This is a genomic window from Candidatus Ruthia magnifica str. Cm (Calyptogena magnifica), from assembly GCF_000015105.1.
Classification (GTDB): Bacteria; Pseudomonadota; Gammaproteobacteria; order PS1; family Pseudothioglobaceae; genus Ruthia; species Ruthia magnifica.
Window position 1 is genome coordinate 858,403 of sequence record NC_008610.1, and the last position, 23,889, is coordinate 882,291.

Annotated in this window: 18 protein-coding genes and 4 tRNA genes; all 22 read right to left on the minus strand. The window is 35.6% G+C overall.

Features of this window, described 5'->3' with window-relative positions; all coding sequences use genetic code 11:
• Positions 1-8 precede the first annotated feature (8 nt).
• The 22 genes from soxA to gcvP all read right to left on the minus strand — a co-directional run bounded on the left by soxA (position 9) and on the right by gcvP (position 23,806).
• On the minus strand, positions 9-824 hold the full coding sequence (gene soxA / locus RMAG_RS03965) for a sulfur oxidation c-type cytochrome SoxA (RefSeq protein WP_011738151.1): 816 nt from the start codon (positions 822-824) through the stop codon (positions 9-11).
• A 27-nt stretch (positions 825-851) separates the two neighbouring features.
• Positions 852-1,154 (minus strand): thiosulfate oxidation carrier complex protein SoxZ, encoded by a 303-nt coding sequence (soxZ, locus tag RMAG_RS03970; RefSeq protein WP_011738152.1) that lies wholly within the window; start codon positions 1,152-1,154, stop codon positions 852-854.
• Between the two features lie 32 nt (positions 1,155-1,186).
• Positions 1,187-1,630, minus strand: coding sequence for a thiosulfate oxidation carrier protein SoxY (gene soxY, locus RMAG_RS03975; protein WP_011738153.1), 444 nt, complete (start codon positions 1,628-1,630; stop codon positions 1,187-1,189).
• A 10-nt stretch (positions 1,631-1,640) separates the two neighbouring features.
• Positions 1,641-1,988 (minus strand): sulfur oxidation c-type cytochrome SoxX, encoded by a 348-nt coding sequence (gene soxX, locus RMAG_RS03980; protein ID WP_011738154.1) that lies wholly within the window; start codon positions 1,986-1,988, stop codon positions 1,641-1,643.
• Between the two features lie 315 nt (positions 1,989-2,303).
• Positions 2,304-3,758, minus strand: coding sequence for an anthranilate synthase component I (gene trpE, locus RMAG_RS03985; protein ID WP_011738155.1), 1,455 nt, complete (start codon positions 3,756-3,758; stop codon positions 2,304-2,306).
• Positions 3,759-3,862: 104 nt separating this feature from the next.
• Complete coding sequence (gene rpoC, locus RMAG_RS03990) at positions 3,863-8,050, minus strand: DNA-directed RNA polymerase subunit beta' (RefSeq protein WP_011738156.1); 4,188 nt, start codon at positions 8,048-8,050, stop codon at positions 3,863-3,865.
• A gap of 13 nt (positions 8,051-8,063) precedes the next feature.
• Positions 8,064-12,146: a DNA-directed RNA polymerase subunit beta gene (gene rpoB / locus RMAG_RS03995; protein WP_011738157.1), complete on the minus strand. Its 4,083-nt coding sequence runs from the start codon at positions 12,144-12,146 to the stop codon at positions 8,064-8,066.
• A 168-nt stretch (positions 12,147-12,314) separates the two neighbouring features.
• Positions 12,315-12,692 (minus strand): 50S ribosomal protein L7/L12, encoded by a 378-nt coding sequence (gene rplL, locus RMAG_RS04000; RefSeq protein WP_011738158.1) that lies wholly within the window; start codon positions 12,690-12,692, stop codon positions 12,315-12,317.
• A gap of 30 nt (positions 12,693-12,722) precedes the next feature.
• On the minus strand, positions 12,723-13,235 hold the full coding sequence (gene rplJ, locus RMAG_RS04005; protein ID WP_011738159.1) for a 50S ribosomal protein L10: 513 nt from the start codon (positions 13,233-13,235) through the stop codon (positions 12,723-12,725).
• Positions 13,236-13,424: 189 nt separating this feature from the next.
• Positions 13,425-14,120 (minus strand): 50S ribosomal protein L1, encoded by a 696-nt coding sequence (rplA, locus tag RMAG_RS04010; RefSeq protein ID WP_011738160.1) that lies wholly within the window; start codon positions 14,118-14,120, stop codon positions 13,425-13,427.
• A gap of 4 nt (positions 14,121-14,124) precedes the next feature.
• On the minus strand, positions 14,125-14,553 hold the full coding sequence (gene rplK, locus RMAG_RS04015) for a 50S ribosomal protein L11 (protein WP_011738161.1): 429 nt from the start codon (positions 14,551-14,553) through the stop codon (positions 14,125-14,127).
• Positions 14,554-14,641: 88 nt separating this feature from the next.
• On the minus strand, positions 14,642-15,175 hold the full coding sequence (gene nusG / locus RMAG_RS04020; RefSeq protein ID WP_011738162.1) for a transcription termination/antitermination protein NusG: 534 nt from the start codon (positions 15,173-15,175) through the stop codon (positions 14,642-14,644).
• 10 nt (positions 15,176-15,185) lie between these two features.
• Positions 15,186-15,557 carry a preprotein translocase subunit SecE gene (gene secE, locus RMAG_RS04025; protein ID WP_011738163.1) on the minus strand — a complete coding sequence of 124 codons (372 nt, stop codon included), beginning with the start codon at positions 15,555-15,557 and terminating at the stop codon, positions 15,186-15,188.
• 16 nt (positions 15,558-15,573) lie between these two features.
• A tRNA-Trp gene (locus RMAG_RS04030) sits at positions 15,574-15,649 on the minus strand.
• A gap of 76 nt (positions 15,650-15,725) precedes the next feature.
• Positions 15,726-16,916, minus strand: a complete 1,191-nt coding sequence (gene tuf, locus RMAG_RS04035) for an elongation factor Tu (RefSeq protein ID WP_011738164.1) — start codon at positions 16,914-16,916, stop codon at positions 15,726-15,728.
• A gap of 39 nt (positions 16,917-16,955) precedes the next feature.
• Positions 16,956-17,031 (minus strand) — tRNA-Thr (locus RMAG_RS04040).
• Between the two features lie 18 nt (positions 17,032-17,049).
• Positions 17,050-17,120, minus strand: a tRNA-Gly gene (locus RMAG_RS04045).
• Between the two features lie 17 nt (positions 17,121-17,137).
• Positions 17,138-17,222 (minus strand) — tRNA-Tyr (locus tag RMAG_RS04050).
• Positions 17,223-17,315: 93 nt separating this feature from the next.
• Positions 17,316-18,536, minus strand: coding sequence for a malic enzyme-like NAD(P)-binding protein (locus RMAG_RS04055; RefSeq protein WP_011738165.1), 1,221 nt, complete (start codon positions 18,534-18,536; stop codon positions 17,316-17,318).
• A 594-nt stretch (positions 18,537-19,130) separates the two neighbouring features.
• Complete coding sequence (locus RMAG_RS04060; RefSeq protein WP_041194927.1) at positions 19,131-19,322, minus strand: hypothetical protein; 192 nt, start codon at positions 19,320-19,322, stop codon at positions 19,131-19,133.
• A gap of 1,263 nt (positions 19,323-20,585) precedes the next feature.
• Positions 20,586-20,720, minus strand: coding sequence for a hypothetical protein (locus RMAG_RS06160; RefSeq protein ID WP_268745588.1), 135 nt, complete (start codon positions 20,718-20,720; stop codon positions 20,586-20,588).
• Positions 20,721-20,992: 272 nt separating this feature from the next.
• Entirely contained in the window at positions 20,993-23,806 is a 2,814-nt protein-coding gene (gene gcvP / locus RMAG_RS04070; protein WP_011738166.1) for an aminomethyl-transferring glycine dehydrogenase, read from the minus strand.
• Positions 23,807-23,889 lie beyond the last annotated feature (83 nt).

A 23,889-nucleotide genomic window follows, 5' to 3' on the forward strand; every position in this document is an offset into this window, starting at 1 on the left:
AGTGACCCCTATTTTCTGTATCTATCAGCAGTAATTTCAAGACCATTACTCATTGCTTGATGAAAGAATTCCATATTACGAAACGTTTCTGTCTGAGCTTTTAATGGCTTAGCACGCATGTTTTTCAAACAACCATCATAACGACGATGTAGCGTACCCATACTAGCCCATTTTGTACGATACATAGGTAGGTGGGTAGTATGACCCAAAACAGGAGATAAAATATCAGCACGTGCTTTTTTGCCTGCGTTATACACATGACAATCTGCACAAGACATGTTGAACTGACCACGCTTAGTATAAAAGAAAGTCTTGCCCTTCTCATAAGCCTCTTGAGCACCAGCAGACTCAACTTTTACATTAATCTTTTGTCCAACTGCCTGATCTGAAATCCAAGCACTAATACGAGCAATTTTACCTTTCTTAGAATCTAATTTCTTACCAATTTGTTGTTGGTAACACTTCTTAATCGTACCTTCAAGTGTAACCACTTGCTGAGTTGCTTCATCGAAGTATGGGTGTTTGATACGAGCTGCTGCTGGATCTTTAAGTGGGCTACACTTACTAAGACCAAACTTCAAATACTCCTTGCCACCTTTCTCTACTGCTTCCTCATAAGGAGGAATACCATCTAAGATTTCTTCAAATTGTTTTCTTGAGTTTTGATCAATCGCATATACACCATTAGTGTAGTCTGCAAACTCAACACTCGGAAGGATTGTTTTAAAGTGGTTAATAAGGGCTTTTTGATCAGATGCAACATTAGCTAATACCGTACTAACCAACAAACCCAAACTAGCCACTGTGGTTATTAGTTTTTTCATTAATTTCTCCTCAATAATTATAAACAGCTACTTAGATTTTACAGTCGCAGAACCTGTTTTACCTTTATTATCTGTATATTTAAGTTCAATAATATCACCCTTAACACCAGGAACGTTAAACTTAAAATATGGGTTTTTAGAAATTGAACTACCGATATCAGCATCTACAACCTTGTTACCATTGTGTAGTACAACCATATTTTCAATATAGTTAGCTGGTATAATTTTACCTTTTTTCTTACGTAAACCTGTCTCCATAGGGTGTTTAATTAAACACTTAATACCAATAATGCCTTTTCTAGCCTTGGGCTTTAATTTAATACTTGCCATTTTTATATTCTCCTTTTAATATGATTAGTTAATTAACCGCCACAACCACCAATTGTTACCTTGACTTCTTGAGTTTTAGAAGTTGTTATTCCATCTGCTGTCACTAATGCTACCACTGTAGAAGTTTTATCCATCTTAACACGAGTAGAAACATAACCCTGAGCACCAGATAAATTAAATGAAGCTACTAAAGGGGTAGGGTTATTTTTAATATAAAAAGAAATATTTGTTACTTCTTTCATTTTAGAAGCGTCTACTGTCATTGGTACTACTGCACCATTCTCAGCAATCTTAGGCGCTTTAAATTTGAATGAACCTTGACCAGCATTTGCAACCGTAACACTTGCTACATCTGATTTAGCCTTAAAACTTGTAGAATTAGCGAAAACTACACTTGGTGTCAGTAAGCCTGAGCCTACTACTGTAGCAAACACAGAACCTGACATCGCATTTTTTAGAAATAATCTTCTTTTCATCCTACTCTCCTTATTTTGAATAAATAAAATCTGTAATTTGATCAATTTGCTTCTCGGTTAGTACTTGGTGCTTACCAAATGGAGGCATAATTGAATATGGATTCTTAATAGTCGCATCCCAAATTTGCTTTCTTAAATCAGTTTTATTCGGAAATCTTGCTTTCATCGCAAGTAGTGGCGGCCCAATTGTTCCTGGCAAACTACCGCCTGGAATCATGTGACATGATAGACAATTACCCAACTTACGACCAAAAGTTACCTCTTCGCCCGTCATTTCTTTAGCACCTACTTGTGTTGGCAACATAAACAATATTGCCAATGTCACGACTGCTAAAATAGAAGCAATGGTTTTCTTCATATTTCTCTCCTCTTTATATAAAAAAACAAATCCTTCAAATCAAGCTTCGATGAGAAGAATGATATAGCACTTAAAAATACTTTGCAACTCTTTTATTAAAGCGTTATATTATAATATTCTAGTATTTCTAAAAATAATGTCATGCAATGCCCATCGTTTTATAATTTTATTTCAAGATAGTTTTTCACACTAACTATAAGTAATACCATTTATAAAAATCAGTATTGCTTGCAGTTAGTTTAAAATGCATACATTTACAGAAAAAAGAAAATAAACTGCCAACCAATAAGAGATTATTTAGTTAACCTTTTCCTTTTAAACTTGCTGCGCAGCTTTGATAAGTGCTTGAGCTTTATGCATAGTCTCATCCCACTCTGACTGTGCTATAGAGTCATAAACAATGCCAGCTCCAGCTTGGATATAAAGTATTTGATTTTTAATTATAGCAGTGCGAATAGCAATTGCCATATCCATACATCCATGCCAAGATAAATAGCCAATTGCACCTGAATAAATATTACGTTTTAAAGGCTCGACCTCATTAATAATTTCCATAGCTCGTACTTTAGGCGCACCACTGAGTGTGCCTGCTGGAAAGATTGCTTTTAAAACATCAATCACGCTTACATCATCTCTAAGCTCACATTCAACGTTCGATACAATATGCATCACATGCGAGTAACGTTCAACAAACATTTTATCAGTCAACTTAACTGTACCAGTTTTTGCAATACGACCTAAATCATTACGACTCAAGTCAATCAACATTAAATGTTCTGCAATTTCTTTTTCATCATTTAGTAAGTCTTGCTCCAATGCCAAATCTTGGACATTATTCTTACTACGTGCACGAGTACCTGCCATAGGTCTAACAGTTGCACGTCTATTACTATCCACACGAGTGAGAATCTCTGGTGAAGAACCAATAATCATAATATCATCCAAGTTGAGATAATACATATAAGGTGATGGATTGAGGCGTCTAAGTTGCCGATATAACTCAATTGGTGGCGCTTTGAATGTTGCACTAAGCCTTTGTGAAGGCACTACCTGCATGACATCACCAGCCTTGATGTATTGCTGAATGGTATCAACTGAGGCTTTATAGTTTTGCTCACCAAAGCTAGAGATAAAATCTGCACTACTAAGATGATCAGATTGATAATCTTTTTTAATTAAAGGTTGATTAATCTGATGCTCAATTTTATTTAATCTTAATTGCGCATCTTTAAAACTTTGCTTGACAGGATTAATGTGCGTCATTAAAAAAGCTTTATTAGCTAAATTATCAAATACCACCAAATCATTAGACACCATAAGCATAATATCCGCAATATTAAGCTCATCTTTTTGCTTGATATGTTTTAATTTTGGTTCAATATAGTGAATAATTTCATAACCAAAATAGCCTACCAAACCGCCATTAAATTCTGGCAAAGTGTCAATTTTTGGCACCTTATATTGCTGCTGATATTGTTCAATCCATAGTAGCGGATCTTCTACAATGAATGGCTCTGTATGTTCTGAATTTTTTCCAATACAAACCTTATAACCAAATACTTTAATAACGGTTTGTGCACTCAAACCAATCATAGAATAACGACCCCATTTTTCTCCACCTTGTACAGATTCAAAAAGATAAGAATAAGGTGTATCTGCCAATTTTAAATACAAACCTAATGCGGTATCAGTATCTAGGACCACCTCTTTAAAAACGGGAATATGGTTATAGCCTTGTTCAACAAATTGATTAAAACTAGATTGATTCATATAAACAGTATTTATGTAGAAATTCTAAGTATTTTAAACCTTGTAATAAAAAACCACATTAATCAAAATTAATGTGGTTTTTTATTTTTAAGCAAAAGTTGACGTTACCCCTCTTGTGCTTGCTCCTCTGCTTCGTTTAATTGATCAGCCAGTGCCTGCTGTGCATCAATCGTTTGCGTAATACTTGCAACATATTGAGCACGACGCTTTTGATGATGTTTAAAACCTGTCCCTGCTGGAATCAATCGACCCACAATCACGTTTTCTTTCAAACCTTGGAGTGTATCCACACGTCCTGTTGTTGAAGCTTCTGTTAACACACGAGTTGTTTCTTGGAACGAAGCAGCAGAAATAAATGACTCAGTTGCTAAAGATGCTTTGGTGATACCCATTAACAATCTTTGATAGATGATTAGTTCTTTACCTTGTACTTCTAATTGCTTATTAGTTTCAATGACTCGAACATATTCAGTAGTTTCGCCATTAACAAATGATGAATCACCTGCATCAAGAACCTCGACTTTACGTAGCATTTGTTTAACAATGACTTCAATGTGCTTGTCAGAAATATTAACACCTTGTAAGCGATAAACATTCTGAACCTCTCTAACAACATAATTAGCCAGAGCTTCAACACCCAATAGACGTAAAATATCATGCGGATTAGATGGACCATCTGAAATCACATCGCCTTTTTCAATTGTTTCACCATCAAATACATTAATTTGACGCCATTTATGAATCATCATTTCAATGGCTTCTCCTTCTGAATTGGTAATAATTAAACGATCTTTAGATTTAGTAGAGCTGCCAAAGCTAATAACACCAGTTGCTTCTACAAGAATTGAATGATCTTTAGCCTTGCGTGCTTCAAATAAATCAGCAACACGTGGTAAACCGCCCGTAATATCACTTGTTTTAGACAAATCTTTAGGAATTTTAGCTAATACTTCACCTGCCACAATTACTTGATTGTCATCTAAATTAATCTTAACAGTTGAAGGTAGATAATGTGTTGATAGTACAACTTCAGAATCACTTTCCTCAACCATTTTAATTAACGGCTTTAATCCTTTTGCTGCCGTGGATCTTTCAGCTTCATCAATCATCTCAAAGAAAGTTAAACCCGTCAACGGATCAGTATTTTTATTAACCGTCACACCTTCAACAAAATCTACAAAAATTACACGACCTGCTTGCTCAGAAATAATAGGGTGCGTATGCGGGTCCCAATCAACAATTTTGTCTTTTGCTTTAACCTTACCACCTTCTTGCACATGCACAATCGCACCATAAGGAATTTTATAACGCTCAACTTCTTGACCTTTGTTATTACGAATGGTAACCTCAGAAGAACGAGAAATGACCACTAAATTATTATTTTCATTGGTGATAGATTTTAAGTTTTCAAAGTGTGCAACACCATCAGTATTAACATTGACACTACTAATTGTAGTAGAAGCAGACGCAGCACCACCAATATGGAAAGTACGCATGGTTAACTGCGTACCTGGCTCGCCAATGGATTGTGCTGCAATAACACCAATCGCCTCACCAACACCAATTTTATGACCACGAGCCATATCATTACCATAACATGATGAACATACACCGTAGCGTGTATCACAAGTAATAGCTGAGCGAACTTTAATAGACTCAATACCTAATTCATTAATCTTGTCTGAATCATCCAAAGAAACCAAATGACCTTTTTCTAAAAATACCTCTGTTGAATCTGGCATTAATATATCTTCTGCTGTCACTCGACCTAATGTTACTACACCCAAAGTTTGTACAATATTACCACCATCAATCACTGCTTTCATAATCAGTCCATTGTCGGTACCACAATCATCTTCAGTAATAACTAAGTCTTGTCCAACATCCACTAAACGTCTAGTTAAATAACCAGAATTTGCTGTTTTAAGTGCTGTATCAGCTAAACCCTTACGTGCACCGTGTGTAGAAATAAAGTACTGCATATTGTTTAAGCCTTCACGGAAATTTGATGTAATTGGTGTTTCAATAATTGATCCATCTGGCTTCGCCATTAACCCACGCATACCTGATAACTGACGCATTTGTGCAGAAGAACCTCTTGCTCCTGAATCAGCCATCATATAAACCGAGTTAAATGAGGCAAGTTTTTGAGTTTTACCATCAGCATCAATGAAATCTTCAAAGCCAATTTCATCCATCATGGCTTTTGCCACTTTTTCAGAAGTACGTGACCAAATATCAATTACTTTATTATAGCGTTCACCATCAGTTACAACACCTTTAGAAAATTGTTCCTGAATATCTTTAACTTGAGTCTTTGCCTGTTCAATCATCTTGGCTTTAGAATCTGGAATAATCATATCATTTGAGCAAAATGAAATACCTGATTTAGTTGAATATTGAAAGCCCATGTACATCATTTGATCAGCAAACACAACTGTTTGCTTTAGCTCTTGCGTACGATAACAAACATGAATTAAATCAGAAACTACTTTTTTACTAATAGCCTCATTGATTAAATCAAATGATAAGCCATTTGGTAAAATTCTTGAAAAAATCGCACGGCCCACTGTAGTATCAACGATACGTTTAGTACTTGACTCAAATTTACCATCAATCTTTTGATAATCTTGAATGCGTAATTTAACCTTTGCATGCAAGGTAACATTACCAGACTCATAAGCATTAAGTGCTTCGGTTGCATTTGCAAAAATTAGTCCCTCACCTTTTTGATTAATCATCTCACGAGTCATATAATAAAGACCCAAAATAACATCTTGCGAAGGCACAATAATAGGCTCTCCACTGGCAAGGTGTAATACATTATTAGATGCTAACATTAATGTTCTTGCTTCTAGTTGTGCTTCCTCAGATAAAGGCACGTGTACTGCCATCTGGTCGCCATCAAAATCAGCATTAAATGCACCACATACAAGTGGATGCAACTGAATGGCTTTACCTTCAATTAATAATGGTTCAAATGCTTGGATGCCTAAACGGTGTAATGTTGGTGCACGATTTAGTAATACTGGATGCTGATGCACGACTCTCTCTAAAACATCCCATACTTCTGGTGATTCGCTTTCAACCATCTTCTTAGCAACTTTGATGGTTGAAGCCAAGCCCTTGACTTGCAATCTATTATAAATAAATGGCTTAAACAATTCTAATGCCATTTTTTTAGGTAAACCACATTGATGCAGTTTAAGATATGGTCCACAAACAATCACTGAACGACCTGAATAGTCAACTCGCTTACCTAATAAGTTTTGGCGGAAACGTCCTTGCTTACCTTTAATCATATCTGATATAGATTTTAAAGGACGACGATTATTACCCATTACAGAGCGACCACGACGACCATTGTCAATTAATGAATCTACTGCTTCCTGTAGCATACGCTTTTCATTACGAACGATAATTTCAGGCGCATCAAGTTCTAATAAACGTGCTAAACGATTATTGCGATTAATTACACGACGATATAAGTCGTTAAGATCTGAGGTCGCAAAACGACCACCATCTAATGGCACTAAAGGACGTAAATCAGGTGGAAGAACAGGCAATACTTTTAATACCATCCACTCTGGCTTATTGCCAGATTGAATTAATGAGTTAACTAATTTAAGGCGTTTATTATATTTTTTAAGTTTAGTTTGACTTTTTGTATTTAAGCTATTTTCACGTAAATTAGCCGCTTCAACCTCAAGCTTCATGTCTGATAAAACATCTTGAATAGCTTCCGCACCCATTTTTGCCTCAAACTCATCATCACCATATTCATCTAGTGCATCAAAATACATCTCTTCAGTTAATAACTGCTTGTGTACGAGTGATGTTGAACCTGGATCAGTTACTAAGAATGCTTCAAAATAAAGCACGCGCTCAATATCCTTCAATGTCATATCCATCAACAATCCTAAACGCGAAGGTAAAGACTTTAAATACCAAATATGCGCAACTGGTGCTGCTAATTCAATATGACCCATGCGCTCACGGCGAACCTTTGAATGCGTTACCTCAACTCCACATTTTTCACAAACAACATTACGAAACTTCATGCGCTTGTACTTACTACACAAACACTCAAAGTCTTTCATGGGACCAAATATTTTAGCACAAAATAAGCCTTCTCTTTCAGGCCTAAACGTACGATAATTAATAGTTTCAGGCTTTTTAACTTCACCATATGACCATGAACGAATCTTCTCAGGAGAAGCCAGTCCAACTCTAATTGCGTCAAAATCTTGCTCTTTTTGCTCTAACTTATGAATTTTTAATAAATCTCTCATTGAATTCTCCTAATTAGTGTTGTTCTAACTCAACATCAATACCTAACGAACGAATCTCTTTCACTAAAACATTAAATGATTCTGGCATGATCGACTCTGTTAAATTCTTACCATCAACAATACTCTTATACATTTTTGCTCGTCCTCCGACATCATCAGACTTTACCGTTAACATTTCGCGTAATGTGTGCGCTGCGCCATAAGCTTCTAATGCCCATACCTCCATCTCACCAAATCTTTGACCACCAAACTGAGCCTTACCACTGAGTGGCTGTTGTGTCACTAGTGAATAAGGGCCAGTAGAACGCGCATGCATTTTATCATTAACCAAATGATTTAGTTTTAACATATGCATATAGCCGACAGTCACATGGCGATCAAATGGTTCGCCTGTACGACCATCGTATAATTGCTCTTGTCCAGATTCTGGTAAGTCAGCTAACTTAAGTAATGATTTAATATCTTTTTCTTTAATACCATCAAATACTGGTGTTGCCATTGGCACACCTTCGCGAAGATTGCTTGCCAATTCAATAATTTCTTCATCACTAAATGAGGCTAAATTTTCTTGTTTGCCATACGAGTTATAGACCTCATCTAAGAAATCTCTAATCTGTTTAACCATATCAGTTCGTTTTTCATCTAACATGGCGGTAATTTTATATCCTAAACCTTTAGCGGCATAACCTAGGTGAACTTCTAATACTTGACCCACATTCATACGTGATGGCACTCCTAATGGATTAAGTACGACATCTATGGTGGAACCGTCTACAAGATAAGGCATATCTTCAACTGGAGATACGCGCGAAATTACACCTTTGTTACCATGACGTCCAGCCATTTTATCACCTACTTGGAGTGTTTTACTGGTTGCTACGTAAACTTTAACCATTTTCATAACACCTGGTGGCAATTCTGCACCTTCGTTAATTTTAGCTTTTTCTTCTTCAAAAAATTTCTTAAATTCAATTTGCTTAGCTTTAGCTTGTTTAATCAATGCTGCTACCTCTTTATTAACAGCCGCATCTTCAACTTTAAGCTTTGAAATATCTTTGTTATCAAGTTTTTTCATCAGTTTAGCGCTTAACTTTTCACCTGCTTTAATATCACCAGCAACCTTACTTAGCATATTACCAGAAAGTTTTAAACGCACACGACGGAAGATATCACCATCAATAATACCAAATTCATCGTCAATGTCTTTTTTAATTCTCTCTAAACGTTCTGCATCAATACTTAATGCTCTATCATCTTTTTCCACTCGATCACGTGTAAATATTTGAACATCAATAACAACACCCGATTTAGAGGCGCCAACACGTAATGATGAATCTTTAACATTGTTAGCTTTTTCGCCAAAAATAGCTCTGAGTAATTTCTCCTCAGGAGAAAGCACTGTTTCGCTCTTAGGAGTTACCTTGCCTACTAAAATATCGCCACCTTTAACACGAGCACCCACATAAACAACACCCACTTCATCCAACTTAGCTAGTGCTAACTCACTAACATTTGGAATATCTGCTGTAATCTCTTCAGGACCTAATTTAGTATCACGTGAATAGGCAGTTAACTCTTCAATATGAATTGTTGTATAACGATCTTCTTGTATAACCTTCTCTGAAATTAAAATTGAATCTTCAAAGTTATAGCCGTTCCAAGGCATAAAAGCAATTTTCATATTTTGACCCAGTGCTAACTCGCCCATATCAGTTGATGGACCATCTGCCAAAACATCAGCAGCAGAAATTTTGTCACCTGTTTTAACTAATGGTTTTTGGTTAATACAAGTATTCTGATTGGAGCGTGAATACTTGGTCAAATTGTAAATATCAACACCCAGTTCACTTGCTTTAGTTTTCTTAGAATCTACACGAATAACAATACGTGATGCATCTACCGCCTCAACCACACCAGAATGTTTAGCAGTCACACAAACACGAGAGTCTGTTGCTACAACACGCTCAATACCTGTACCAACCAATGGTTTTTCAGCTTTTAACACAGGAACAGCTTGGCGTTGCATATTTGAGCCCATGAGTGCACGGTTCGCATCATCATGTTCTAAGAAAGGAATGAGCGATGCTGCTACCGATGCAATTTGCTTAGAATCAATATCGATTAACGTAACTTTTGATGAATTTACCAAAACAAACTCATTTTTATGGCGACAAGAAATAAGATCGCTCATTAACTTGCCCTTATCATTCACTATTGCATTTACTTGTGCAATTGTATGTGTGATTTCATCAATGGCTGAAACATAAACCACCTCTTTAGTCACTTTACCATTTTTAACCACTTGATAAGGCGTCTCTAAAAATCCATAACTGTTTGTTTTAGCATAAACAGCCAATGTATTAATCAAGCCAATATTAGGGCCTTCTGGTGTTTCAATTGGACACAAACGACCATAGTGCGAAGGATGCACATCACGTACTTCAAAACCAGCACGCTCACGAGTTAATCCACCAGGACCTAAGGCAGAAATACGACGTTTATGAGTAACGCCTGATAAAGGATTCACTTGATCCATAAATTGAGACAACTGAGAAGAACCAAAAAATTCTCTAACTGCTGCAGATACAGGCTTAGAATTAATTAAATCTTGTGGCGTTAATTCGTCTGTTTCAGCTAAATTTAAACCTTCTCTAACTACTTTTTCAACCCTAACAAGGCCAACTCTAAACTGATTCTCAATCATCTCACCAATTGCTCTTACGCGTCTATTAGCTAGCGTATCAACATCATCAACAGAATCATTACCATCTTTAATATTAATGAGTAACTTAATAACACTGATAATATCATCATTGGTTAATACATGTTCACCTGTTTCAGAACCAATGCCCAAACGACGATTAAGCTTCATACGGCCAACTTTTGATAAATCATAGCGATCGTTTTTAAAAAATAAATTATTAAATAATAGATTAACCGCATCTTCAGTGGCAGGTTCACCCGGACGCATTACATGATAGATCGACATACGAGCTTCAATCTCAGTTTGTGTTTCATCTAAACGCAATGTATCTGAAATATAAGCGCCTGTCTCAGAAGCGTTAATATAAAGGATTTCTATTTTTTTAATTTTATTGATGTTTAATAACTCTAATACTTCTTCAAGAATAATAGTATTGGCTGATATTAAAATTTCACCCGTGTCTTTATCAAAAATATCAGCAGAAATTACCTTATCAAGTAAATACTCTAATGGTACATTAATTGATTTAATACCTACTTTTTTCAATAACTTGACATGCTTAGCAGTAATTCTACGACCTTTTTCAACTATCACATCTTGATTAGCAACAATATCAAATTCCGCAATTGTACGTTGCAGACGAATCGGTACCATGTTTAAATCGCATGATTTAGCTTTTAATTTAATAGTAGTCTTTTCAAAAAAGGTTTCAAGAATGCCTTCACTACTTAGACCCATAGCGCGTAATAATGTAGTGACTGGTAATTTTCTACGTCTATCAATTCGAACATACAAATGTTCATGATGATCATATTCAAAATCTAACCATGAACCACGGTAAGGGATAATGCGAGAAGAAAATAAAATCTTACCTGAAGAGTGTGTTTTACCCTTATCATGCTCAAAAATAACACCAGGAGACCTATGCAATTGAGACACAACAACACGCTCAGTACCATTAATAACAAAGGTACCCGTTTCAGTCATTAGTGGTAATTGTCCTAAATAAATATCTTCTTCAATAATTTGCTTAATCTTGCGTTTTTTCTTCAAAGTTGAACCATTTTTATCAAACAAAACTAAACTTAATTTAACGCGCAACGTAGATGCAAACGTTACACCACGTAACTTACATTCTTCAACATTAAATTTAGGCTCTTGTAATTCATAATCAACATATTCAATTTGTGCATAACCATTAACCGCAGTAATCGGAAATACCGATTGGAAAACAGCATGCAAACCAATATCTTGCTTAGTTTTACTATCTTTTTGGATAAAACTGTTAAATGAATCAATTTGGATTGCTAGTAAATCTGGTTCGGTCAAAATTGATTCTCTAGAACCAAAGTTATTTCTAATTCGCTTTTTTTCGGTGAATGAATAAGCCATGAATACCTCGTATTGAGTTGATCGTATTATATAAAAATTTCTTCTTAATCAACAAACTTCAACTTATATTTTTAAAAAACATCTCATTGAGTCTGTACTTTAATTTAGTGTGCAAATAAAATACCAAAACCCCCTTCTCGGGGATTCTAGATTTTTACGCTTAACTAATTATTTTAGTTCTACGCTAGCACCAGCTTCTTCAAGCTGCTTTTGGATGTCTTCAGCTTCTACCTTAGATGCACCCTCTTTGATTACTACTGGCGCAGACTCAACCATGTCTTTAGCCTCCTTTAGACCCAGTCCAGTAATACTACGAGCCATCTTAATAACGGCAACTTTCTTCTTTCCAAATGAGGTTAACATAACATCAAACTCATCTTTCTCAACTACTACATCATCTATTGTATCTGCTACAACTGGTGGTGCTGCAACTGGTGCTGCACTTACACCAAACTTTTCTTCCATTGCTGATACTAACTCAACAACATTCATTACCGACATATCGGCAATTGCATTTAAAATATCTTCATTGGTTAATTTAGCCATGATATTTACTCCTTTTATTTATGATTATTTTTAATCGCAAACTGCTGACACTACTCGAGTTACTTTAGTTGGAAACTCAATTAAGGTTCTAACTAGCTTTTCAACTGGTGCTAACATTAACGTCATTGTGATACCAATTGCCTGATCTTTAGTTGGCAAGTCTGCAATACGTTGAAGCTGATTTGATTTTACAAATTCACCTGAAACGCCCAAACCTTTAACGACTAAATTTTTATTTTCTTTAATAAAGTTTTTGAATACTCGTGCTACTGCACCTGGATCTTCTTGTGAAAAACCCAAAATAATTGGCCCACTAAGAACCAGAAATACACATTCGCATTCTGTCTTTACCAATGCTCTTTTTGCTAGTGAGTTCTTTACAACACGTAAAGTCACGTTAGCATCAATTGCACTTGAACGTAAATTAGTCATTTGCTCAACTGTCAATCCGCAATACTCAGCAACACCAACAGAAACTGACACTTTTGCTAATGAGTTTACTTGCTTGACAATTGCTTTTTTTGCCATTAGATTTAGAGCCATTTACCTCTCCTGAACAATTTAAAAAAAGCCATCTTTTGATAACTTTCACCATAGAGTATTTGCATACCCTCTACATAGGCAGATTGAAAAACCAATCAATTAAATAAACATACCAGAAGATATGTTTACACCTATGGTCTTTGAGATCGTGCAAGATAAATCTTGCGACCCAAAAAATTCTAATAAAACTTAAATATCTAAACTTGCTAAATCAACGCTAAGCCCTGGCCCCATAGTCGAAGAAATGCTTAATTTTTTAAAATAAACACCCTTAGCTGAGCTAGGTTTTATTTTTTTAAGTGCTTCCATTAAAACATTAATATTTTGTGTTAGTGCACTTACATTAAATGACACTCTACCAACACAAGCATGAACAATACCAGCCTTGTCAGCACGATAACGCACTTGACCTGTTTTAGCATTATTAACAGCGGTTGCAACATCTGACGTTACTGTACCAACTTTAGGATTAGGCATTAAACCACGAGGGCCTAACACTTGACCTAGACGACCCACAACACCCATAGCATCCGGAGAGGCGATAACCACATCATAGTTTAAATCACCGTCTTGCATAGATTTCATTAAATCTTCCATACCAACAACGTCTGCACCAGCATCTTGCGCTTTAGCTATGTTATCACCTTGAGTGAATACAGCAACACAAACTGTTTTACCCGTACCATTTGGAAGCACAATCGCACCACGAACATTTTGGTCAGATTTCTTAGCATCAATACCTAAATTGATACTCATATCAATAGATTCGTCAAATTTTGCTGTTGCACATTCTTTTAATAAATTTAGTGCATCATTGATTGAATAACACTTATTAGACTCAACCTTGACTAAAATATCTTTTTGTTTTTTTGTTAATTCAGCCACTTACTCAACCCTCCACCGTAATGCCCATTGACCTAGCTGTGCCAGAAATAATATGAACTGCTGCATCCATATCATTTGCATTCAAATCTTTCATTTTCATACTGGCCACTTCTTCTAATTGAATACGAGTAATGTTGCCCACTTTATCTAGATGAGGAACACCACTGCCTTTTTTAATACCCGTTATTTTTAAGATTAACAAAGCTGCTGGTGGTGCTTTGGTTACAAAAGTAAAACTACGATCACTATAAACAGTGATCACAACGGGCACCTTCATGCCCTTGTCAATATCTTGAGTTTTTACATTAAATGCTTTACAAAATTCCATAATATTAACACCATGCTGACCCAATGCAGGACCTACAGGTGGTGATGGATTTGCTTCTTGTGCAGCCACTTGAAGCTTAATATAAGATTCAATTTTTTTCGCCATTTTTCTTCCTTGAGTATTTTGCCTCGTTTTGGGTACAAACGCCGATTAAGCTCCCCTGTCAAATCACAACTTTAAAAGCTGCTTGTCTTTAAGTCTTCTCTACTTGAGAAAATTCCAATTCTACTGAGGTAGAACGGCCAAAAATTAGCACCTCTACTTTCAGAAAATTTTTTTCGTAATCAACTGCCTGAACTAAACCATTAAATTCATTAAACGGTCCATCAACAACTAAAATTTCTTCACCTGGTTGATAAGCCACTTTAGGCTTAGGCTTATCAGCACCTTCTTGCACACGTGCAAGAATTTTATCAACTTCACGTTGCGTAATTGGAGAGGGTTTACCTGATGAGCTACCAATAAAACCAATCACATTATTAGTATTTTTAACTAATAACCAACTGGGCTCAGTCAATTCCATATTCACCAGCATATAGCCTGGAAAAAACTTACGTTCAGCCGTTTTTTTTTGCCCATCTTTTAACTCAACAACTTGCTCAGTCGGCACAAAAACTTCACCCACTAAATCTTCAAGACCTTCTCTAATAACAGACTCTTCAATTGCAATCTTAACCTTCGCTTCAAAACCACTTCTTGCATGAAGCACATACCATTTTTTAGACATTTTAGCCCTCTTAATTTGTTAACAACTGCACCATCCACGAGAGCAGCATATCAACTATCCATAAGAAAATAGCCACAATCACAACAGCAACCATAATCATGCCTGTGGTTTTAATAGTTTCATCACGCGTGGGCCAAACAACTTTGCGTAATTCAATTTTTGTCTCGATTAAAAATGAATTAAAACGCATACCTTGGGGCGATTTAAAGAATACAAAACCTGCCAACACAAGACCCGTTAATAAAACCAATACTTTGTATAGCATTGTATTTAATCCTAATGGATTTAAAAAAAACAATACAAAAAATGCAATCACAATTAGGACTGATACAATCATTCCTAATTGTGATTCTTTTGCTTGTCTTTCTACTGCTTTAGTCACATTACATCCTTAAACATGGCAGGCAAGGAGGGATTTGAACCCCCAATCAATGGTTTTGGAGACCATTACTCTACCAATTGAGCCACTTGCCTATAAATCTTAAAGACTTGAATCAGTGTCCAAGCCAACTTTATTTTTTTAAATCTATTTAAATTTTAACTTTTTTAATTAATCCGCCACCTTAGAAACTACACCCGCACCTACTGTACGACCACCTTCTCTAATAGCAAACCTTAAACCATCTTCCATAGCGATTGGTGACAATAACTCTACTTGCATTTTCACGTTATCGCCTGGCATAACCATCTCTACACCATCAGGTAGCTGACAAGCGCCTGTAACATCTGTTGTTCTAAAATAGAACTGTGGACGGTAGTTGTTAAAGAACGGGGTATGACGACCACCTTCATCTTTGCTTAAAATATAAACTTCTGCTTCAAACTTTGAATGTGGCTTGATTGAACCTGGCTTGGCTAATACTTGACCACGTTCAACCTCTTCACGCTTGGTACCACGAAGTAAAACACCCACATTGTCACCTGCTTCACCTGAATCAAGTAACTTTCTAAACATTTCAACACCGGTACAAGTGGTAGTTTGTGTGTCTTTAATACCAACGATTTCTAACTCATCACCAACATTAACAATGCCTGCTTCAATACGGCCTGTCACTACAGTACCACGACCTGAAATTGAAAATACATCTTCAATTGGCATTAAAAATAGCTTGTCTGTGTCACGCTTAGGAGTTGGAATGTAAGTGTCTAGTGCTTCTACTAATTTAATAATAGAAGGCACGCCAATATCTGACGTGTCATCTTCTAAAGCTTTAAGTGCTGAACCAAAGATAACTGGGGTGTCATCACCTGGAAAATCATATTCATCTAGTAACTCACGTATTTCCAATTCAACCAATTCAACCAATTCTTCATCATCAACCATATCGGCTTTATTCATGTAAACAATGATGTAAGGTACACCTACCTGCTTAGATAATAAGATATGCTCACGAGTTTGAGCCATTGGGCCATCTGTAGCAGCGATGACAATAATAGCGCCGTCCATTTGAGCAGCACCTGTGATCATATTTTTAACGTAGTCAGCGTGTCCTGGGCAGTCAACGTGTGCATAATGACGAGCTTCACTTTCATACTCAACATGGGCTGTTGAAATAGTAATACCACGTTCTCTTTCTTCAGGAGCATTATCAATATCTGAATAATCTTTAAATTCACCACCATGTGCTTTTGACATAATTTTAGTAATAGCAGCTGTGAGTGTGGTTTTGCCGTGGTCAACGTGACCGATTGTTCCGACGTTGACGTGTGGCTTGGTTCTTTCAAATTTTTCTTTTGACATTTTATTACCCTGCGTTTAACAAATTAAATTTTAAATTTTTGGAGCTCACCAGCGGATTTGAACCGCCAACCTCTTCCTTACCAAGGAAGTGCTCTACCAACTGAGCTAGATGAGCACAACCACTCCATCTTGAAGCGGGTAACGAGAATCGAACTCGTCTCATTGGCTTGGAAGGCCAAGGTAATACCAATATACGATACCCGCAAACCTATTATGCCTTATGGTGGAGGGGGAAGGATTTGAACCTTCGAAGGCAGAGCCGACAGATTTACAGTCTGTTCCCTTTGGCCACTCGGGAACCCCTCCAAAAAACAATCAGGAATTATCCCATAGCTATCTTTAGAGTGCAAGTGTTAATTTGACATTTTTTTTGTTTTTTAAAGATTGTCTCTTCGTTAATTACAAACGTGAAACACCACTTGAAACAGCGGCATCAAATACTGCTTTTGGCACCACATCTATCAACCTTGGATCAAAAGGTTTAGGGATAATATAACTTTTACTAAACACCATAGACTCTGCACTATAGGCTTTTAAAACACTACTTGGTACTTCAAGTTTTGCTAAATCTTTAAGCGCATGAACTGCTGCTATTTTCATTTTTGAATTGATTTCACTAGCTTTTGCATCTAGTGCACCTCTAAAAATAAAAGGAAAACCCAATACATTGTTAACTTGATTTGGATAATCACTTCGACCTGTTGCCATAATTAAATCATCACGCACTGAATTGACATCAGAAGGTGAAATTTCAGGGTTTGGATTTGATAAAGCGAAGACAATAGGTCTATTTGCCATAGATTTAATCATCTGTTTTGATACCAAATTAGCAGCAGCAACACCAATAAAAACATCTGCACCTTGCATAGCATCTGCCAAAGTTTTTTTATCCGTTTTTACACTATATTGTGCTTTAATTTGGCTAACATTTTCCATATCTTGAGAAATAACACCTTCTCTGTCAACCAATAAAATATTGTCCTTTGATAAGCCTAATTCACACAATAAATTTAAAGTAGCAATACCTGCCGAACCAGCACCCAAACAAACAAACTTAGCAGTTTCAATATGCTTACCTTGAATTTCAAGCGAATTTAACAGACCTGCTGCAATAATAATAGCTGTACCATGCTGATCATCGTGAAAAACAGGAATATCAAGTGCCTCAATTAAACGCTTTTCAATTTCAAAACAACGAGGCGCTGAAATATCCTCAAGATTAATACCACCAAATGTTGGAGCAATATTTTTAACCGTTTGTACAAATTCATCAACATCTTGAGTATCAATCTCAATATCAAAGACATCAATATCTGCAAAATATTTAAACAATACTGCCTTACCCTCCATCACAGGTTTAGATGCTAACGGTCCCACATTACCAAGTCCCAAGACTGCAGAGCCATCAGAAATAACAGCAACCAAATTACGCTTAATGGTAAAGTCATAAACTTTGTTTGCATCCTGTACAATCTCACAAACAGGCGCGGCAACCCCAGGTGTATATGCCAAGCTAAGATCTTCACGCGTTGCTAGTGGCTTATGTGATGAAACAATAATTTTTCCTGGACGATCACCTTGATGGTATTCTAGTGCTAATTGATGAAGTTTTGAGCTCATTAGTGGTTTTTATGTTAAGTTAAAAGTTAATATTGTTATTATCCAAGAATCTTATTCATTCTTGTAATATTTTGTGATGATACATCTTTAGGTCAGACATGTGCACAATACCTGCGATTTAAACAAACATCAAAGGCTTCAGATTGTATTTCTAAAATGAAGTGTCAATTTCATAAACTGCAAATTCACCTTGAGTGTTTACATTTTTTGTCACCAAATATACAATGTAAAAATCATTTATTTGTAATTCCTAAACAGCTAGGCTTAATAAATCCAAAATGTAAGTACTCCTTAAAGTCTAGCTCCTTCTTATTGGCGCTTCCATACTTCCATACTACAATAAAACTATGATTCTTATCATCACGTTTTACTTCACCTTCTGAAAAAGCACTCCACTCGAGCAGCATGCACACCACAAAATTCTTCTCTATTTAAGGGCGTCTTTATATATCAATACACCTATGTCAGACACTTACTATACACTCTAAAATTCGACAGGATTTTTCTCAGTTTTTGGTGAAAATATTCAGAGAAATGTTTCACTTCAAACACGTTCATTAATTACTCAATTCTAATCTTAGCAGTACTTAAGGCTTATTGAACTTTTTCATGGTTGAGCTCAATTTTATTAAACTTGTTTCTAGCTAAATAATTAGCAATGATTTGTGGCAAGATAAAATAATCATCTGCTAAATCTTGCATAAGCACAGAAGAATTAAGTCGATTAACGTCATGAGCTGAAAAATTAACCTCGCTAACGGCAAACAAGTCATTGAATATGGTCATTAAATTATAATCCATCCATAAAATAATGTGATTCTGGATATATTTTCATTGATGTTAAATAAAGACCATCATCTGTGATTTACAGATACATTTCAAACAAATTACCATATTTTTTTTCAACCTGTGCCAAATCTATTTTTTTAATAACGCCACTAAAATCTAAGTACACATCACACCTTCCATAAATCTTAATCCCAAATATCACAAATATGCTTAACAGTGCGTGAAAGCCACATCACGGCAGAAACTATTGCAACCCCTAGCATTTAGTGGATAAATAATAAGAACTAACACACCACCTGTACACAACACAATCCGTTATATGCGTATTTAATTAACCACTCAACAAATCACGTGCTTTTTCAGCAATTTTCTAAAGGCCCAACAGATTCATTTAAATTTAATCGATTCATAAAACCACACTCATTGGAATAGAGATGAAGCCAACTAGTAGAATTAATACAAACAAGACAACCAGTAAATGGTAAGGTTTATCTGAAATTCACAATATTTGTAATATATTAGTCAACGTATGATGTAAATTATTAGCATCACAAGTTGAAAAAATAACTAAATCATACATTTGTACAAACTTGGCCCATATGAGGGGGTTTATCTATATAAAATGAAAAACACAAATAATGTGTCAGTACCAGTCCAAACAACAAATCTAAGAACGCCCTGAAGATAAGGTTTTTTGATAAGCCTGCCCTTTGCTAATATTATTAACAAGCTGACGAGGTAATGCCACAATAACGTGAAAACTAAGCAACATAATCAATATTTAGTATCATTAAATGGTAAGTCAACTATAAAAACCATCAAAAACACTTTGACCAAAGTGAAAATTTAACAAGCTTAACATACGGAAAATAACATAAAAAAACCAAAAAATCTATACAAAGGCCATCAGTTTTTTAAAATAATGTTAGTAAAATTCATCAAATTCCACTCTAGACTGTAAACGTCCCTTCTTAATAGTTCTAAGGCAATTGTTATAACGCAAAATAGGATCTGAACAATATGATTGTGTCATTTTTTCAACCATTTCATACTGATCAATTGCTTCTATTAACTCCTCGTAAGTAAAAGATTATGACATTGGGTTTTAAGCAACGCCCTATCTTTTCGCTCAAGAAAAATCTCTGTGTAATAATGTCGATGAAATTTTGAGTCTAATTTGGTGATGGTTTGTATAATCTTCTTATCTTTTATTTGATGTCATCATGTAAATACTATTCTGTTAAAAACCATCAAAGTATCTTAATTATCAGAATCAACTGCAAATACATCAATATAAATACTAATCACCGAATCTAATTCACGTAAAACTCGATATTCGCGCGCTTTGTCCAGTACAGTACTAATTGAATCTTGATAAATTAAGTGATAGTTCATAGATAAAAATTTTAGTTATTTTTTAAAAATATTCTACACTTACTTTTTATTTATACCTTAACTATCACTATTTAACTTCCATAAGGCTTGCCTAAATAGTTCCACAATATTTAAATACTAGTCCTATTTTTTGACTAACATCAATCTTAGCAAAAGATAACATTGCAAACCAATTACTTAATTAACTTTGGCTTCTTCACCAAAATAACAAAATGTTACTTTAACCCGTTAGAACGGCTAAATAAAACACAAAAACAAAATGTAAAAACTATTCATTCAAAATTCTTAATGTCTGGACATGAACAAAATAAATTTCGATCGCCATACACATTATCGATCCGTTTAACAGGTGGAAAGTATTTATTTTGTTTCAACGAGTCTATTGGATATAACGCTTCTTCTCGTGAATAAGGATATTGCCATTTTCCAGCCATTTCAATTGCTATATGTGGGGCATTTTTAAGAAGATTATTGTTTTTATCCCACTCGCCTTTAATTACTTTTTGAATTTCGGTATAAATACTAATCATTGCTTTAATAAAACGATTAATTTCACGCAGTGATTCACTTTCTGTAGGTTCAATCATGAGTGTGCCTGCCACTGGAAATGACATAGTTGGCGAGTGAAAACCATAATCCATCAACCGTTTGGCAATATCTTCCTCAGAGATGCCACTCTGTTCTTTTAAAGGGCGGATATCAATAATACACTCATGTGCGACCATATTATGATCACCTTGATACAAAATCGGAAAATAATTTTTCAGTTCGTTAGCAATATAGTTAGCACTTAAAATTGCAACTTCAGTGGATTTTTGCATGCCGTATTTACCTAGTAGCTTAATATATGACCAAGAAATTGGCAAAATTGAAGCGCTACCATACATAGCTGCGGATACAGCGTTAGAATTTTTAATCAATGGATTGCCTGGTAAAAATTCTTTCAAGTGCGATTTAACGCCAATAGGTCCCATACCTGGACCACCGCCACCGTGCGGAATGGCAAACGTTTTATGTAAATTAATATGTGACACATCTGCACCAAATTCACCCATACGAGTAATACCAACCATGGCATTTAGATTTGCACCGTCTAAATATACTTGAGCACCATGGGTGTGAATAATCTCGCATATTTGTTTAATTCCAACCTCAAATACACCGTGGGTAGAAGGATAAGTCACCATAATAGCTGATAATTTATCTGCATATTTTTCAGCCTTTATTGTTAAATCTTGAATATCAATATTGCCAGATTCATCACATTTAACAATCACTACTTTCATACCTGCCATGACTGCACTAGCAGGATTAGTACCATGTGCTGACTGAGGTATTAAACAAATATTACGCCCTTCCTCACCTCTAGATTGATGATACGACTTAATTACTAAAAGACCTGCAAATTCACCTTGAGAGCCTGCATTGGGTTGTAAAGAAACTGCATCGTAGCCTGTAACTTCTACTAATGCTTGCTCTAAATCTTTAAACAATTGCTGATAGCCTTTGGTTTGATTTTCTGGTGCATACGGATGCAAATTAGAAAAACCAGGCAATGTAATTGGATACATTTGCGTCGCAGCATTAAGCTTCATAGTACAAGAACCTAGTGCAATCATTGATTGATTAAGGGCGATGTCTTTATTTTCTAAACGTTTCAAATAGCGCATCATTTCAGTCTCACAGTGGTAGTTACTAAACACAGGATGAGTTAAATAATCTGAAGTACGCAAATTATCTTTAGTAATATTAAAAAGCAAATTTTTTGACTGACAATAAGAAACACTACCTGCTGATAAAATTGACACAAGGAGTGATAATTCATCAACTGTTGTAGTTTCATCAAGTGCAATGCTTAATTGGTTATCATTAATTAAACGTAAGTTAATGTTATTTAATTGTACTGAATTAAATAAACTAATAGCATCGGTCGTATTAACAGTAATTGTGTCAAAAAATTGCTTTGTAACTAACTCAAAGCCCGCATCAAGCAAGCTTCTAGCAAGATTATTAGCCTTAGCATGCGTACTTAATGCAATTTTTTTCAAACCTTTAGCGCCATGATAAATACCATAAGCGGCGGCTAGTACTGCTAATAAAACTTGAGCAGTGCAAATATTACTAGTAGCTTTATCTCGACGAATGTGTTGCTCACGAGTCTGTAGTGACATGCGCATTGCTGGATTGCCTAAAATATCTTTAGACATGCCAATAAGCCGACCTGGTATCATGCGTTTAAACGCATCACGTGCACTTAAAAATGCCGCATGTGGCCCACCAAAGCCCATAGGAACGCCAAAGCGTTGAGAGCTTCCTACTGCAATATCAGCCCTCATTTCTGCAGGAGTTTTAATGAGTGTTAATGCTAAAAGGTCACAAGCAACAATGGTTAATACATCATTATCTTTTGCCCTAGTAATATCAGCGGTTAAATCTCGAACTTCACCATTTGTACCTGGATATTGCATTAAACAAGCAAAACAATCACTAAAATCATGGTATTGAATGTCTTTAATAATCAATTCAATACCTAACGGCTTGGCACGAGTTTGCAAAATGGTAATGGTTTGTGGATGAGTGTTAATATCAATCAAAAATTGATTGGATTTATTCTTTTTATTAGAACGCTTAGTCATCATCATCGCCTCAGCACAAGCAGTTGGTTCGTCTAATAATGAAGCATTAGAAATATCCATACCCGTTAAATCAATAATCATTTGCTGGAAATTAAGCAACATTTCCAAACGGCCTTGAGAAATTTCAGCTTGATAAGGTGTATAAGCTGTATACCAACCTGGGTTTTCTAAAATATTGCGCTGAATAACGCTCGGCATCAACGTGCCATAATAACCTTGACCAATAAAGTTAGTTGCTAAGATATTTTTAGCAGCAAGGCTTGAAGCCAATGCCAAAGTATCCCGCTCAGTCATACCTTCATCAAGTGCCATTCGATTACCAAATAAAATATTTTTAGGAACTATTTTTGATATCACCTCATCAACAGATGAGCAACCAATGCTACTTAACATAGTCTCAATATCATTTGTACTTGGGCCAAGGTGTCTGGCTAAAAATTCATTACTCATAATGGATAAAATATTTCAATAAATTTAAGGGCTAGATTTTATCTGATTAGAAGTTTATTTTCCTTATAAAAAATAAGGCTTAT